Raw genomic sequence first — 13461 nt, forward strand, 5'->3', positions numbered from 1 at the left:
CGACAGGCAACCGATGTACGCCGATCGCTTGAGCCTGATGGGTGTCTGGCGCGATCCGTCGCAGCCATGAATCGAAGAAACGGGTGCGCTCGGCTACTGCATTCGGTCAGTGCAATCGAAATCGGCTGCTAAGGCAGTCGAAGGTGTTGTTTGCTCACTTGACACCGGGCCCGCTAATGGGTGGGTGTCAGCGATTTTGACCGGTCCGTCGAACGACCGAAAGTGGCCGATCACTGCCTGATGGCGATCGGCAGCACGCGACCCGGAGCGGCCGCCGAGCTTTCTGCAAAGCAGCCATTCGGAATCAAGATGGGCTCGCCCAGACAGCAAGACCGCCGGCATTAGGTCAGGTCGTCGCCGGCTGAACGGAGGAAAACGGGTGTCGCGTCCCGGACCTTGTTATGGTCCGGGAGGTCCCGCGAATGCCGTCAGTAGATCGGAAACACGAAGTCCAGCATCGGCGTGAACCGGATACTGGAATCCGGACAGATGACGCATCCCCTGACCGCGACCCGCTGCCCCAAATAGGGCAGCCAGAAGCAAACGATCCGGTACGCCGGCCATTCCGAGCACGATATCTGTCACAACCTTGTCGTCGCAGGGCTAGGTTGACGGACGGTCCAGCCGGAGCGACGTATGTTCACCCGGCGCGTACTGCCCGTTGCCCCGCTGGATCGTGCCAGTGATCCAAATGTCCTGTTGTGACGGCAGCGTTTTCAGGGGCGGCTCGGCGGCCACAGCAGCAGCTGAGCCAACGGCCAGGACGGCCGATGCCAGCAGTGCCTGCGAGCGTTCTTTCGTGATGCTGCTCCCATCCGGCTTGTGAACCGCCTGGTTTGCCAGAGGCTGGCTGCTTTGGGTCAGAGGCGGTTCACAGCACACCCGTCAGCCAGCCTTCCCGTTCTTATGCATCGCTTCGCGGGCTTTGGCGGGGGTAAGCGCTACGCTCGTCATGAACAGGATCTTCATTTTAGTCTCCTGTTTCCTGATGATTCAGGGTGTAGCCTCTGACCTGTTTCGTGGAGGCTGCTCCTGCGGCTAAGCGCAATCGCCCGAAGATCACTGGATTGGCGGCACCACGCCCAGTTTCTCGGCCAGCATGCGCTCATACACGCCGAAGTGCAGGTCGACTTCCTCCTGACTTACTGTCGTCACGATGATGTTCACCTGATCCGGCAGCAGGCCGAGCACCACCGCAATCGCCGCTTCCAGTTGCGGCGCACAAACGCGGTCTTCGGTCAGTGTCGTGCCGACAGCGATATCGTAGGTTTGTTCGTGCTGGAAGACGATCTCGACCAGCCGCGCGCGGGCGCTCATGTTGTTGTCGATCGCGAGTTGCACGGCCTCCGCCACGCTACGCATCAATTCCGTCGGAAAGCCTCTGGTCGAGCGCAGCCGGACGCGGTGTCTGCCAAGCGTGAGCCAGTCCGAATCGAATTCCATGGTGTCCTCCGGTTCCGTTGCAACGCACCGTGATAATAGGATTTGGCAGGCGATTTTCAAGACCGGAATTTCACCACCGCCCCTTGAAATTTTCACCGTAGGTTCTATCTTTGATTTCGCTCAGGCAGATGCGCCGGTCACATCCGGTGCGCTGCGTGTTTCGATTTGTTTGCCAGCGGCCTGGCAGGCGGACTGGAGCGCGTAGGCCCGTTCGCCTCCTCGCTGCATCGAAGGAGGATACGATGAGTGATCTCTTTTCCGGAACCGACCTGTTCAGTGAGTTTGACCGTCTGCAGCGGCAGATGGACAGCCTGTTCGGCGGTTTTCCGTCCAGCATCCGCTCGGGCCGCTTCGGGGCCTTTCCGCAGCTGAACATCGGTACGACCGACGACTCAATCGAAATCGTCGCGTTCGCGCCCGGTCTGAAGCTGGCCGAACTCGACGTGTCGATCGACAAGGGCCTGCTGACAATCAGCGGTGAGCGCAAGCCCGCCCAGACCAGCAGCGATGACAAAACCCGGGACGACACCCGCACCTATGCACAGGAGCGGTTCAGCGGCAGTTTCCGGCGCGTGATCGAGCTGCCGCAGAATGCGGACCCCGACAAGGTGCAGGCGCGCTACACCAACGGTTGCCTGTCGATCAGCGTAGGCAAGCGTGAAGCGTCGAAGCCGCGAGCCATTACCGTCCAGTAATGTCAGCCATTCAAGGAGCAAGCCATGAACGACAGGACACAGGTCGCTGAGCGCGACCAGAACGCGGTAGCACGACGCGAGGGTGACCAGCCGGCGCGGCGGATGACGCTCGCACCGGCAGTCGACGTGTTCGAGGACAGCCAGGGCATCACGCTGTGGGCGGACCTGCCAGGCGTCACAAAGGACAAACTCGACGTGAAGGTGCACGACGGCAATCTTTATATCGAGGCCGAAGCAGTTGTGCCGACGCCCGCCGGTCTGCGGTTGCAGCACGCCGAGATCCGGGAACCGCATTTCGCGCGCGCGTTCTCGCTGAGCCCGGACTTCGATACATCGAAGATCGATGCAAACCTGCAGGACGGCGTGCTGAAACTGACGATTCCGCGTCGAGACGAAGCACGCCCACGCCGGATCGAGGTGCAGACGGACTGAGCCCGGCAGAGCCGCAACGACGACAGGAGAAAAAACCGGTGGCGGCCGCGAGGTCGCCATCGCCCGTTCGTGGAGGTGCGGATACAGAACGTCATGGAGGAAGGGTGATGCGGGTAAACGATCAGCATATGGGCCGTGCCGGTGCGTCAGTTCGCAAGCGGCCCGGCCCTCGCAGATGGTGGATATATCGGCTTGGTCACGAGCGGGCGCGATGCCCGTCTGCTTGCCGACTGGCATCTGCCGCGTCACACCCGGGCGGTAGACGCAGCGCGACGTCTCGCCGCACCCCGTCAGTCTGACTGCAGACGGTGTGTCCATGGACGTCGGCAGAAACGTGGCAGTGTGAACGCAATGATGCACATCCGGTTCTCCTGTCAGACCATCGAGGAGCATACGATGAACACCGACCTGAAAAAGTGGAACCCTTTCAAATTTCTCCGCGGTTCAGGACGCAAGCCCGAGGCGGACAGTGCGCAAAGCCCGCCCGACAGCGAACCGTCACGTGTTCCGTGGCCCGACATTTCGCGACTTTTCCCCCGTGATTCGTGGCGTGCGATGGAGGATTTCTTTCATGATCCGTTCGCGGCGCGCGGCGCGCTCGAACGATGGTTTGGCGACTTCAGTTCATCGCGTTTCCAGCCGCGCATCGACGTGGTCGACGAGGGAAAGATACTGCGCGTGACCGTCGAACTACCAGGCATGGAGCGGGAGGACTTGACCGTTAGCGTCGAGGACGGAGCGTTGGTATTGCGTGGCGAAAAGAAGCAGGATGTGCACAGTGAGGAGGACGGCTGTTACCGGCTTGAGCGTGCATATGGAGCCTTCACGCGCACAATCCCGATGCCGGAAAATGCCGATCCCGACCACGCTCTCGCAAAGTTTGACAAGGGCGTCCTGACGTTGACGGTGCCGAAACAGGAGCAGCAGCGATCCACGAGCCGCACGATCGATATTGGCTAACGTTGGCCGGCGACTTGGCGATTGCGAGTTGAATCAATGGGAGTAGCCCGGGTGGTTAGCTCAGCTGGAAACTACGCTCTAAAAATGCGCGCCGGCCGCCGGTTCGCCAGGCGTGGCATCCGACCGGAAGATCGGGCAAGTCGCGAATCGTATCGTCCAACTCAACGATGTTCTGCAAACTTACCACGAGGGCATCGCCTTCTTGCCGACTAGATTGAGAGCCGTGAAATTGCCACGCGCTACCCTCATCGTCAATCCAATCGCGTCCGCAAAGGACACCCTTGCTTGCGATAGCTGCAACGTTTGGCGGGTCATTGAAAACCCCCGGTTCGCTTTTCATGTGCTCGTCACCGGAATGTTTCGCGCGGTGGGTTGTCGACGATTTAGGCACTGATATCGAACGTCCGAAACTGGCCGCACTTTGCCTTTTCCGCGCCCCCCGGTTCATCAACAACCGCGCGCTCGACAGCGATTAAGCGTGAACCTGCAATCAGCGCTCATCGGGGACGTATTCCGCAAAGAGGATCCGCATATCATCGCTGACCCCGTAGCCAAAGCTATTGCAGACTCGACATACTGCGTCGAGTCGCGCGAAGAATCGATCGCGCTCGTCACGCGACAAGGCAACCGACGATCTCAGAGCCTGTTCATACATTCGTACTAACGCAGCAAAAAACGTGTCGTCTTCGAAGCCAACCTCAGCGCAAAATCCAGCGGCGCGTTCGCAATAAAACACCATAAGCTCTGCCAACCCTTCTGGTCGTCCGACAGCTTTCCTGTAATCCGAGATCGCCTTCTTCGCATTCGAGACCGAAGCGGCCTGATCCCTGAAAACGTCAGGACATACCCATCTGTCAATGGTGCGTTTGTATGGCTTCAGAAGATCGTCACCCAGGTTAAATCGCGCATGCAGGAACGCCTGGTTTTCCTTGCTCGCCGCGTACAGGTCTTGAACGAGCGCAAGCAAACCGGTACGATCGAATTGCGAGAGATGTCCTTTGACATCAACCCACGACGGCTTGGCTGTCTTTTTCACGATTACCTAAATTGACGATCAAGCTGCCGGTCCGCCTGCATGGCAGCCATATGGATGCTATTTCCGAACGCGACGGACGACGCTCGGAGTTTCGCACATCCCGAGTCGGTACTGATTGTCAAAGATTTCAACCAGAAATGCGACAGGTCGCTTGTGGCCGGACAGCGACGCGCTGATAACTTTGCCATCGTGGTCTGTGTCATCTCCCAACCGGATAAGATCCATCATCGAAAAGCTTCGCCGATTTCGTTTTCAGTTAGGTTCGTCAAGCCTACTTCTGCAACTGGCAAGAGGGAATCGTCGCCGTTATGGGAGTAACCTATTTTTCATCGTCGCTCAACAAGAATATCCGTTCCCGGCATTCCTCCGGTTTGTTAGCAGACTGGTCGATATGATACTCAGCGACTACCATTTTGCTGTCCGGACGACTTAGCAGCTCGGTAACATAGGTTCTTCCATCACTTGTTTTTTGCGGCTTCTCGCCATCAGAAGAAAACATGTCTAAGGCCTTTGAGTCATTGCCAGTTGACAGATCAGACATCGTGTAGTACCTGCACTCTGTTCCGCAACTATGCAAGCCGATATAGTATTTTCCAGCGAAGTTGACTTTGGGCGGCGCCACCGCCTTGCCCATGTCATCTCGCCACATGTCATCTGATTTGGCGTAGTACGAGGGTATGTAAAGCTTTCCTCCGTATGCTCCCGCAGGGAAGTCCGAAAATCTGGGCGTTACAGTGGTTGTTTCAGCCGAAAATGCAGTGGCGAAGCCAATCGTCGCAAGCAGAAGCGAAGGTAAAAGTCGTTTGAACATAGTGGGGTTTATCGAGACACGCTCAACAACCCATTGTGTTTGCGAAGGGTAGTCGCGATACCGATCGACGAAGAGGAACGACTCCGGTTTGCCAGCGTTGGGCGCCTTAAGGTGCGGAGTCGCCATGGATGTTCAAGCTCGAAATGAGCGCTCGCCTTCACTTGACTACGTAATGTGCCACGTGAAGGCGTCCGTTCCATGCCCAAGTGGACTCCGCTACACCGCCACCCAGCCGATACTTACTGCGCGGTTTTCTTGGGAGGTTGTGAACGCGACAGCTTATTGCGGAAGAACGAGTACCACTTGCCATTCGCACTCAGCAGTACAGCGCTATCTGTCCAACGAACGTCATCCACATCGAGCTTGTTACTGATCGGCAGTGCAACCGGTGGTTTTTTTCGGAAGTCATATAACGACACAGAGGGAGTATCGGAGAACCCGCCGATGAAGTCCTGGACGACTACGCGCGTGGCGGGTTTGTCCGCCCCGGTGGAGTCTGTGTAGTAGGTGTAGTGAGACCCATAAAGCTGGTCGAACTGCGCACCGTTCAACGAGGCATTGAAGGTAACGCCGTCTGTTTTTACGTGCTCTACCTTCACGATAGACAGCGTACCGGCAGCGGTCTGAATGGAGTCGTGGTCTCCACCATCCGTCTGTGCGTAAGAGCCTGCACAGCAAAACGACAAAAAAAGCCCGATCAGTGACAACTTAAACAAATTCATCTCCTAAAAAGTCGGGTTCGTCCCGCCCACTGCGGTCACGAGATCCAGCAAGGGGCGTACGTCAGCAAGCTTGGTCGGGTCACAGGCAAAGTTCTTGAAGTTGACACCGTTGTCGATCAGCTGACTCAGCCACAGTCGATGTGCCTTCACGTAATTGCCACCATTGTCCTCTGCGCGTTTGGCTGCAGCAGAAGCACCAATCTGTGCGATCAAAAGAGTTTTTGCCCCTCGAGCGATCAATCTAGCCGGATGACCCGGTGTCGCCTGTGAGTACGTATCATCGGCAGCAATAGTCCCGGCAAGATATCTGTTCGCGTCGCCCGATCCGAGGTGATGGGACAAATATAGGATCTTCGCTCGCTCGCCGTCGTTCAGTCCAGAGAAATTGTATCCGTTTGACTGGAGTGCACGGAAATTCGACATCCCATAGTCGACGGCTGCCATGATCGCGGCCTCGGCATTCGACCTGAAATCAAGCAGCTCGGCTTTATGGGCCGGGACGACGTGATATTTGCCGTGCGCATCCTTCGTTACCCACCCGTTCGCTTCAGCCTTTTCGTTAACGAACGTTCCGGAGCGGACTGCCTCGCCAAGCCACGTGCCCGCCAGGAATTGTGTCAGTCCGCGGGCGCTGGAGCCCGAAGCAGCGGACGCGGGGTTCCATTCGCCGGTCGACACTTTGACGATTTTTGTTTTGATCTTGCCGTGGATTTTGACTTTTTTCTCAACCGAGACTACCAATTTGGCCGCCTCAATATTGATGACAGAAGCAACGGCTTGCGGTTTAAATCCACTCCTGGTGCCAGCAGAAATGATGTAGTCGCGAAACTTGGCATTTGGCCCCAGTCGCAAGTTGTCGTTATTCGGGCATTCGACACCTACATTTACGACCGGATTTCCGGCTGTATCCCGGTTTTGCTGAGTCTCTCCTGGTGGCAAGGGCAACGGCGCCGCCTCGTGATGATCGGCTCCGCCCTGATGTACTCGCAGCGCTGTATCGAGCTTTACTTTTGGACTGCGAAGGGTCGCCTGATGCACGCCTGCAGGCGGAGCAATCTCTGCAACCTTTTTCGTCCCGCCGTCAATCTTTGCGACAAAGACCTGGACTTTTTCCGATGCTTTTTGCGTTTGGATAGGTGGAATGAGTCCCTGCTTATCCGTCACATGCTCTTGAGAGTCAGCCCCGGCAACTACTTTGGTCTTAAGGTCAGGAATTGGCGCGCCATTGGCATCGGTTATGCGAATCCACAATTCGCTAAAATACGATTCGGCATCCTGCTCTGGCTGCTCGCGCAGGACAAGTTTCTGGCCAGGGTAGATGAGTCTGGGGTTGTCTATCTTGTTCAATTTCACAAGATCGCTGACTGTAACTCCGTTTCTCTGAGCGATCGAGCTAAGGCTGTCGCCAGGTTGGACCGTGTATTGGTTATCTTCCGCCATCGTTACGCAACCCCATCTTCTTCGTCGAGTGAACCACTGGAAGCCTCTGCTTCACGATCAATATCTGCATCGAATAAAGTGCCCCATTCGCCTTGCCCGTAGAGCACCGTTACCGCCTCTGTGTTCTCGGGATTTAGCTTGCGCTCCGATCCAGAGTCCGAGGACAGCCCTGCGAGCACTCGTTGCACCGTAGTTGAGCCGGCAGGAACAGCGAACATGCCGTAGCTCACATCGGCAGTAGACTTTCCGTCGTCGATTGAACGAAACAGGAATTTCTGGCTGAACTGCGCTGGGCCCGATTGCGGTAAGTCCGGCAGCGAATAGTTAGTCCGTGCAGGACCTTCAAACGAATGCTGGCTGCCTTTGATGTCGACCGTGCCTGGCGCATGGATCTGGATGTTGCCCCCTTCGATCCTGATATAGGCACCACCTGACGTCAGCAGAATCCCGTTGGCCGAAGCGACCTCGATCGTCTCGCTCGTCGAGAGTAACTTCAAGGTTTTCTGGGCAGTCACTTCCACGTTGTCCGAGTGCGCCCGGATCTCTACTTTGCCTTTCGCCGCAAAGAGCTTCATTCCCGAGTTTTGCACGAACAGGCTGATCTTCTCGGTCACGCTGGCAAGCAGTGATTTCCCCGATGCGATGTGCGTGCTCTGCCCGCTCACCAGATTGATGTGCTGATCCGCAGAAACCTGTGCAGACTTTTGCGTCGATGTCGCAAACCCCGCAGGGGTCGCAAACAACATGACCGGCTCCTTAAATGCGTTCGCATTGCCAGTCCCACCGCCCGCCGTGTTGCCGCCTGTACCCGCCGCACCGGAAACGCTATTCTGGGTCGCATCCGTAAATGCTTTGAGCGATTCATACCCATCCTTAAGACTCCCGGCCTGATTAGTCTCACTCGACTGCGACAGCGATTCCATCACGCTTTCCGAATTGACCAACTGGGCGTTTGCGTTGCGAACGTCGAGCGGCTGGGTTGCGGCGCCGGTGGTGGGATGGGTCGATATGTAGAGCCCCTGACCGGCCCTGACCGCGCCGTAGGCGTCCGACTTGAGGTCGAACCCGCTCCCAAGATATGCGCCGCGGGTGTTGCCCGTTTGACTGACCAGATATCCAAGGTGCAACTGCGCGTTGGTACTGCTGCTATACAACTGGACACGGTTCTGCCCGGTGGCGTCGTCCATCACCATCTGGTTGAATCCGCTGCCCTGGTACTCCTTCGACTTGTATCCAGAGAGGATTCCGTTCGAATGCCAGTCCGGGGTCTTTGAGCCGTTGTAGAGGCGTCCCGTGACGATAGGTCGATCGCAGTCGCCATCGACAAACGACACAATGACTTCCTCGCCAATGCGCGGAACGTGGACTCCGCCATAACTACCGCCAGCATTTGAATGCGCGACGCGCATCCAGCACGAAGCCGTTTCGTCGCCCGGGTTCAGCCGATCCCAGTGCATCCGAACCTTGATCCGGTTTAGTGTGTCTGTAAACACTTCCTGGTTGGCAGGCCCAACCACGGTCGCTGTCTGCAAATGCATCAGTGGCTTGTCATGGTCCAGCGGGCTACGATATGGCACTGTCCGGCGCTGTGCCTCCACGCTCGCCATGAAGAAGCCTTCACTGCCATCGCTTGATTTGATGATTAACGCCTGCGTGCCATGCTGCGTCCGTGCGGCGGCCAAAGCGCTGGTCAGACTATGCGGAAAGTCAGTCGTGCCGCTGGACACGGGCAAGTTGTTCTCGATCGTCCATTCGACGCCGATCACCGCAAACTGCCGTTCCTGCTGACTACCGAGGTTGTGATCCGGGTGATCGGCGAGTTCGAACCATCGACCCGCATCGATGCGTCGGACTGCGCCCACGCCATGAAATCGCTTGGCCCGCGATTCCCATTCTTCCATGCGCACCTTGGAAAGCTGATCACCGCGCGCCTGCTCCGCATAGCTATACGCACCAGTGTATTCATACACCTCAGCTTGCGATGGCAGGTTGCCTTGCGTGGTCAGCGTTGGGATCGTCGTGCCCTTCGGATTTGCGGCGGATGACGGCGCCTTGTAGTCGAACGTGCGCGTCGTGAGGGTCGTACTTTGAAGCGTGCGAGTACCACTCCATTGCACGAACGCGCCGGTCTCACTGTTAGTGCCGGATCGGTAGAAGTCAACCGCTTGCGGCGACAGTGGCGCCAACACATCGAGATTATCGGTGACTACCAGCGTATGCGATTTCCCGTCGCCAGCCTGCTCAAAATAACCGAAGAGTCCTTCGGCCTCCATCAGGCGATGACAGAAATTCCAGTCGTCCTCGTATTGAACACAGAAGGAGCGTTGCGGCAGCGGATTGCGCAACGTAAAGCGAAATGCACCCTGGGCCTGCGGATGCATATTGAAAACATCGGTTAGGATTTCATCAACCGATTTATCTTGCCAAATACGCGCATCTTTTCGGAACCGCAGAAAATGCATCCATGATGCAAATCCGATCTGATAACTGGTCAGGGCGCTGTCAGACCCCAGGCGCCGCGCAGTATGAACGTAACCATGATGCGGAGCGTACGACTGATCGGATTGCTGCATCCATAGGGTTACAGGCTGGGCGATCAGCTTTTTGAGTTCGATTCCATCGCTGGTCGAGACGACATCAAGCGTGAACTCGTAGTGACGGCCAATTCGAGAATTTCCTACAAGGCGTTGCGGTAGCAACACATTTTCACCAAGCGGGCTATCCAGTTTCAGTAGCCGGTCACTTTGTGCGAGTCCGCCGGTAATCGCCCCAATCAGGTCTTGCGCTCCCATACCGCCTCTTTTTATTCAACACGCGCCCCCGCGTCATCGCGCGATTCTACATAAAATAATATAAATATCGCAATCCAGATTTGGAAAACAAATGTTAAATCGGTACAAGCTTCTTCTTGATGCCATGCAAAATGAATATCGGAAAGAATTGCATCATCCTGACACCGGCGCGCTGCAATGTGGCTGGCAATAGACGGCACTTCGGAGGAGTCGCCCTTCAAGTCAAACCTGCTATTTCTATGAAATTATTCGATTCCATCCTCTTGAGTTACTGTTTATAGTCCTGCGCTTAAGCAAAGGTCGGGAGTGTTCCTTGATTCGATACAACATTGTTGACGGCGACAAGACGACCGCAGACGGAATTGCGATCGCATCATCTAACAGTTGCCTTAATATGGGAAAAGCTTTGGTCATGCTAGGTGACTATGCTGACTGCCCTAGGTGCAACTCGAAGGGCCGCATTGTGGGAGATGGTCCAAGGAGGCCGACCAAGCTCATGGGCAAACAGCCGGCGCTGAATAACGATCTCTGCATGTGTTCGTGCGAAGAGAAGCCGCGCCTGATAAATTCGCTCTCCAGTCTGTGGGAAGAGGTCGGCTCCGATGACGCCGACAAGCAGAGTTCCTCCCAAAACACGGGCAACCCCGGGGCTGAGCCCGAGCAAGGCGGTGAGCCACAATTGGGGCGGCGCTTCCAGTTCGTAGATAGTGACACGCAGGAGCCCTTGGCAAACCGTCAATACGTCGCCAACGTTGACGGGCAGGCGAGCCATGGCATGACGGATGAAAGCGGTTTTGCCGATATCGATGGCAGGCCCGGCAGCGATATCCAGGTTCACCTAGTGTTCAAGGCGCCCACTGGCAATCTCAAGGTTCAGGAGGGTTAATCATGTCGGACTATCAGTACACACCTGAACACTGGTCGCAGGGCGATCCCGTTGCCAACTATAAGGCCGGACAGATTGTCGCGGTGACCGTGAATGACCGGGCCGCGACGCGACAAGCCATCATCACAGTGTTGAAGAAGTCCGGCTACACACTGGTGGAGCGCTCGTCCTGGGGCGCCAAGCCTCCGAGGGATACCTTGACCCCTTCAAATTGGGATTACAGCGATGTGGTCATCCACCATGCCGGCCATAGTTATTCATGCGCTGTCAACGAGCAAGGGGCCATCGAGCAGATGAAAAAGGCTCAGGAATACGACATGCATGGCTTTTACGACATCGGGTATCACTATGCGGTCTCGTGCAACGGTGAAATTTTCGAAGCCAGAGATGTGCGCTTCGTTGGGTCGCACGTGATGGGAGATAACACTGGAAAACTTGGAATTGTGCTTCTTGAGAATCTTGCTGAAGCGGGCGAGGCGTGGCAGCAGGAATACAGCCGGAAGTCGCTATGGGAAAAACTTAAGGGGACGTTGGACATTGGGCGCGACGCGGTAGCGTTCGACCACGAAATGCCGACCAAGGCTCAGTTGGACGCGCTGACGACGCTTATTAAAACACTGAAAGAGTTTTTCAATCTCAAGGCCCTAGGTGGCCATCGTGAATATCAGCTACTTGCTCCAGGGCACGAAGGGCGGGCATGCCCTGGAAAATATGGCATGCAAGTGGTAACGCAGATGAGGAGTGCATTCGGCTTAGCCGCTCCATCAAAGTGAAATGTCCAGTCCAAGCGCGTTATTGATAATGAACGTATGGCTCTCAAGCTGTTGCTGGATCCGTTCGCACCGCTCGATGTCGGGAAGATTGCCCCGAATGGGAAGCTTTGCCTTCCATTCCACCGAACCCAACCACTCGCTACTTCCGGGGTCAGGCCCATGCCCCTGCCCATCGGAGATGTCGAAATAGTGCTGGCCCACGTAGCTAAACCATTCTGCGCTGCACACTTTTGACTTGGGCGGCGTCGGGATGCTTGTGTTTATGGCAATCCAGGCAACGACTAGAAGCGCAACCACACCAATGACTTTTTTCATGTTTGCATGTTAATTTCAATATTGAAGTGGATAGCCGGAGTCTGGTTAATTACTTCCCTGATTGTAGCCTCAATAGGACTGCTCTTTAAGCCTCAAAAATCTGACATTGCCGTCGTTTTCGGTAACGAAGTTCATGCGGATGGTAGCCCATCGAACAGGTTATCGGCAAGACTGGATCGGGCGCGCCAATGTTATGAGAATGGGGCGTGCCGTCAGATATTTGTGAGTGGTGGTGTTGATAAACAAGGTACCGACGAAGCGCTGGCGATGGAAAATTATCTTGTCAGACGAGGCATTCCCAAGGAGCAGATAGTCATGGATAACATGGGTCTTGACACATGGGACACCGCCAGAAACGCTAGCGCCTATATGAAAACGCGCCATCTGGAAAGTGCTCTCGTTGTCACGCAGTATTTTCATGTCCCACGGGCTGTTATCGCCCTAAAGAGATTTGGAATCAGTCATGTGACCGGTAGCTACCCGCGCTTTTTTGAAATCCGCGATATTTACTCGACTATCCGGGAGGCTCCTGCGATCATTTGGTATAGCGTTAGAGAAGACTTTTAGGGACATCCACACAGCGACGCCGATCGCAACGCGCGTAAGCCTCCGAAGTGAGTTTGATCGATTCGCAAGTTGAAGACCGCGCGGTCGTCGAAAGTAACAAGCGGATGACTTCGGGTGGTCTCTGACGTTGCCGAATAGCTCCGACGAAGCTTTCGGAGCCGGAGCGGCTCACGAAGCTCTTCTTCAGTCGACCATGAGTAGCCCCATAAGCGTGGTGCGGATGCGCAGCGTGCGAACATCGTGACCGCCCGCGCCAGCGCAGTATCGAAGCCGGCACGCATGTCCAGCGGGTCGACTGCCTTCCACACCTCATCAATGCGGATCACGCGAGCCACTCTCGCAGCCAGTGGCGCCTTGTGCTGCCTCAGATATCGGCCAGCTATCGAATCGCATGCCGCCCGCAGCGAACGGGGACCATCCGCAAACCAATTGATCAAACGTTCGCGCGCGATGCAAACGGGAATCGGGTTTCCTTGGAGCAGTGGTAGCACTTCCCGTTTGACGAAGTCCGAGCATTCGTTATCCCGCCACGTATCTGCAAGCTCCACGTAGAACTCGCGTCTGCCAAACGAAACGCCCGGCAGAGGTC

At 56.2% G+C, this 13461-nt stretch carries 15 protein-coding genes; 6 read left to right on the top strand and 9 right to left on the bottom strand.

Annotated features, from left to right (window positions below; genetic code table 11):
• Nucleotides 1–1059 precede the first annotated feature (1059 nt).
• On the bottom strand, nucleotides 1060–1443 hold the full coding sequence (locus M0D64_RS35510) for a hypothetical protein (protein ID WP_266261215.1): 384 nt from the start codon (nucleotides 1441–1443) through the stop codon (nucleotides 1060–1062).
• Between the two features lie 242 nt (nucleotides 1444–1685).
• Here M0D64_RS35510 and M0D64_RS35515 point away from each other — a divergent pair, with 242 nt between their 5' ends.
• The 3 genes from M0D64_RS35515 to M0D64_RS35525 all read left to right on the top strand — a co-directional run bounded on the left by M0D64_RS35515 (nucleotide 1686) and on the right by M0D64_RS35525 (nucleotide 3530).
• Nucleotides 1686–2138 (top strand): Hsp20/alpha crystallin family protein, encoded by a 453-nt coding sequence (locus M0D64_RS35515; RefSeq protein ID WP_266261216.1) that lies wholly within the window; start codon nucleotides 1686–1688, stop codon nucleotides 2136–2138.
• Between the two features lie 24 nt (nucleotides 2139–2162).
• Nucleotides 2163–2570 carry an Hsp20/alpha crystallin family protein gene (locus M0D64_RS35520; protein ID WP_171929347.1) on the top strand — a complete coding sequence of 136 codons (408 nt, stop codon included), beginning with the start codon at nucleotides 2163–2165 and terminating at the stop codon, nucleotides 2568–2570.
• Between the two features lie 396 nt (nucleotides 2571–2966).
• Nucleotides 2967–3530, top strand: a complete 564-nt coding sequence (locus M0D64_RS35525) for an Hsp20/alpha crystallin family protein (protein WP_266240360.1) — start codon at nucleotides 2967–2969, stop codon at nucleotides 3528–3530.
• A 55-nt stretch (nucleotides 3531–3585) separates the two neighbouring features.
• On the opposite strand, the gene M0D64_RS35530 is transcribed toward M0D64_RS35525, so the two are convergent.
• The 7 genes from M0D64_RS35530 to M0D64_RS35560 all read right to left on the bottom strand — a co-directional run bounded on the left by M0D64_RS35530 (nucleotide 3586) and on the right by M0D64_RS35560 (nucleotide 10552).
• Complete coding sequence (locus M0D64_RS35530) at nucleotides 3586–3870, bottom strand: hypothetical protein (protein ID WP_266261217.1); 285 nt, start codon at nucleotides 3868–3870, stop codon at nucleotides 3586–3588.
• Between the two features lie 150 nt (nucleotides 3871–4020).
• A complete protein-coding gene (locus tag M0D64_RS35535) occupies nucleotides 4021–4566 on the bottom strand; it encodes a hypothetical protein (RefSeq protein ID WP_266261218.1) in 546 nt (181 codons plus the stop codon).
• A gap of 319 nt (nucleotides 4567–4885) precedes the next feature.
• On the bottom strand, nucleotides 4886–5503 hold the full coding sequence (locus M0D64_RS35540; RefSeq protein WP_266261219.1) for a hypothetical protein: 618 nt from the start codon (nucleotides 5501–5503) through the stop codon (nucleotides 4886–4888).
• 113 nt (nucleotides 5504–5616) lie between these two features.
• On the bottom strand, nucleotides 5617–6093 hold the full coding sequence (locus M0D64_RS35545) for a hypothetical protein (protein WP_266261220.1): 477 nt from the start codon (nucleotides 6091–6093) through the stop codon (nucleotides 5617–5619).
• 9 nt (nucleotides 6094–6102) lie between these two features.
• Nucleotides 6103–7539 carry a LysM peptidoglycan-binding domain-containing protein gene (locus M0D64_RS35550; protein WP_266261221.1) on the bottom strand — a complete coding sequence of 479 codons (1437 nt, stop codon included), beginning with the start codon at nucleotides 7537–7539 and terminating at the stop codon, nucleotides 6103–6105.
• A 2-nt stretch (nucleotides 7540–7541) separates the two neighbouring features.
• Complete coding sequence (locus M0D64_RS35555) at nucleotides 7542–10331, bottom strand: type VI secretion system Vgr family protein (protein ID WP_266261222.1); 2790 nt, start codon at nucleotides 10329–10331, stop codon at nucleotides 7542–7544.
• A gap of 11 nt (nucleotides 10332–10342) precedes the next feature.
• Nucleotides 10343–10552 carry a hypothetical protein gene (locus M0D64_RS35560; RefSeq protein WP_266261223.1) on the bottom strand — a complete coding sequence of 70 codons (210 nt, stop codon included), beginning with the start codon at nucleotides 10550–10552 and terminating at the stop codon, nucleotides 10343–10345.
• Between the two features lie 92 nt (nucleotides 10553–10644).
• Between M0D64_RS35560 and M0D64_RS35565 the strand changes: the two genes are divergently transcribed.
• Both M0D64_RS35565 and M0D64_RS35570 read left to right on the top strand, forming a co-directional pair.
• Nucleotides 10645–11217 (top strand): PAAR domain-containing protein, encoded by a 573-nt coding sequence (locus M0D64_RS35565; protein ID WP_266261224.1) that lies wholly within the window; start codon nucleotides 10645–10647, stop codon nucleotides 11215–11217.
• Nucleotides 11218–11219: 2 nt separating this feature from the next.
• Complete coding sequence (locus M0D64_RS35570; RefSeq protein ID WP_266261225.1) at nucleotides 11220–11990, top strand: peptidoglycan recognition family protein; 771 nt, start codon at nucleotides 11220–11222, stop codon at nucleotides 11988–11990.
• Here M0D64_RS35570 and M0D64_RS35575 read toward each other — a convergent pair.
• Nucleotides 11982–12305, bottom strand: coding sequence for a hypothetical protein (locus tag M0D64_RS35575; protein ID WP_266261226.1), 324 nt, complete (start codon nucleotides 12303–12305; stop codon nucleotides 11982–11984). The genes M0D64_RS35570 and M0D64_RS35575 overlap by 9 nt on opposite strands.
• A gap of 6 nt (nucleotides 12306–12311) precedes the next feature.
• On the opposite strand from M0D64_RS35575, the gene M0D64_RS35580 reads away from it, so the two are divergent.
• The gene (locus M0D64_RS35580; RefSeq protein WP_266261227.1) at nucleotides 12312–12872 is read left to right on the top strand and encodes a YdcF family protein; all 561 of its coding nucleotides are present in this window, start codon (nucleotides 12312–12314) and stop codon (nucleotides 12870–12872) included.
• Nucleotides 12873–13461: the final 589 nt, after the last annotated feature.

The sequence above is a fragment of the Paraburkholderia sp. WS6 genome (assembly GCF_030464835.1).
Lineage (GTDB): Bacteria > Pseudomonadota > Gammaproteobacteria > Burkholderiales > Burkholderiaceae > Paraburkholderia > Paraburkholderia madseniana.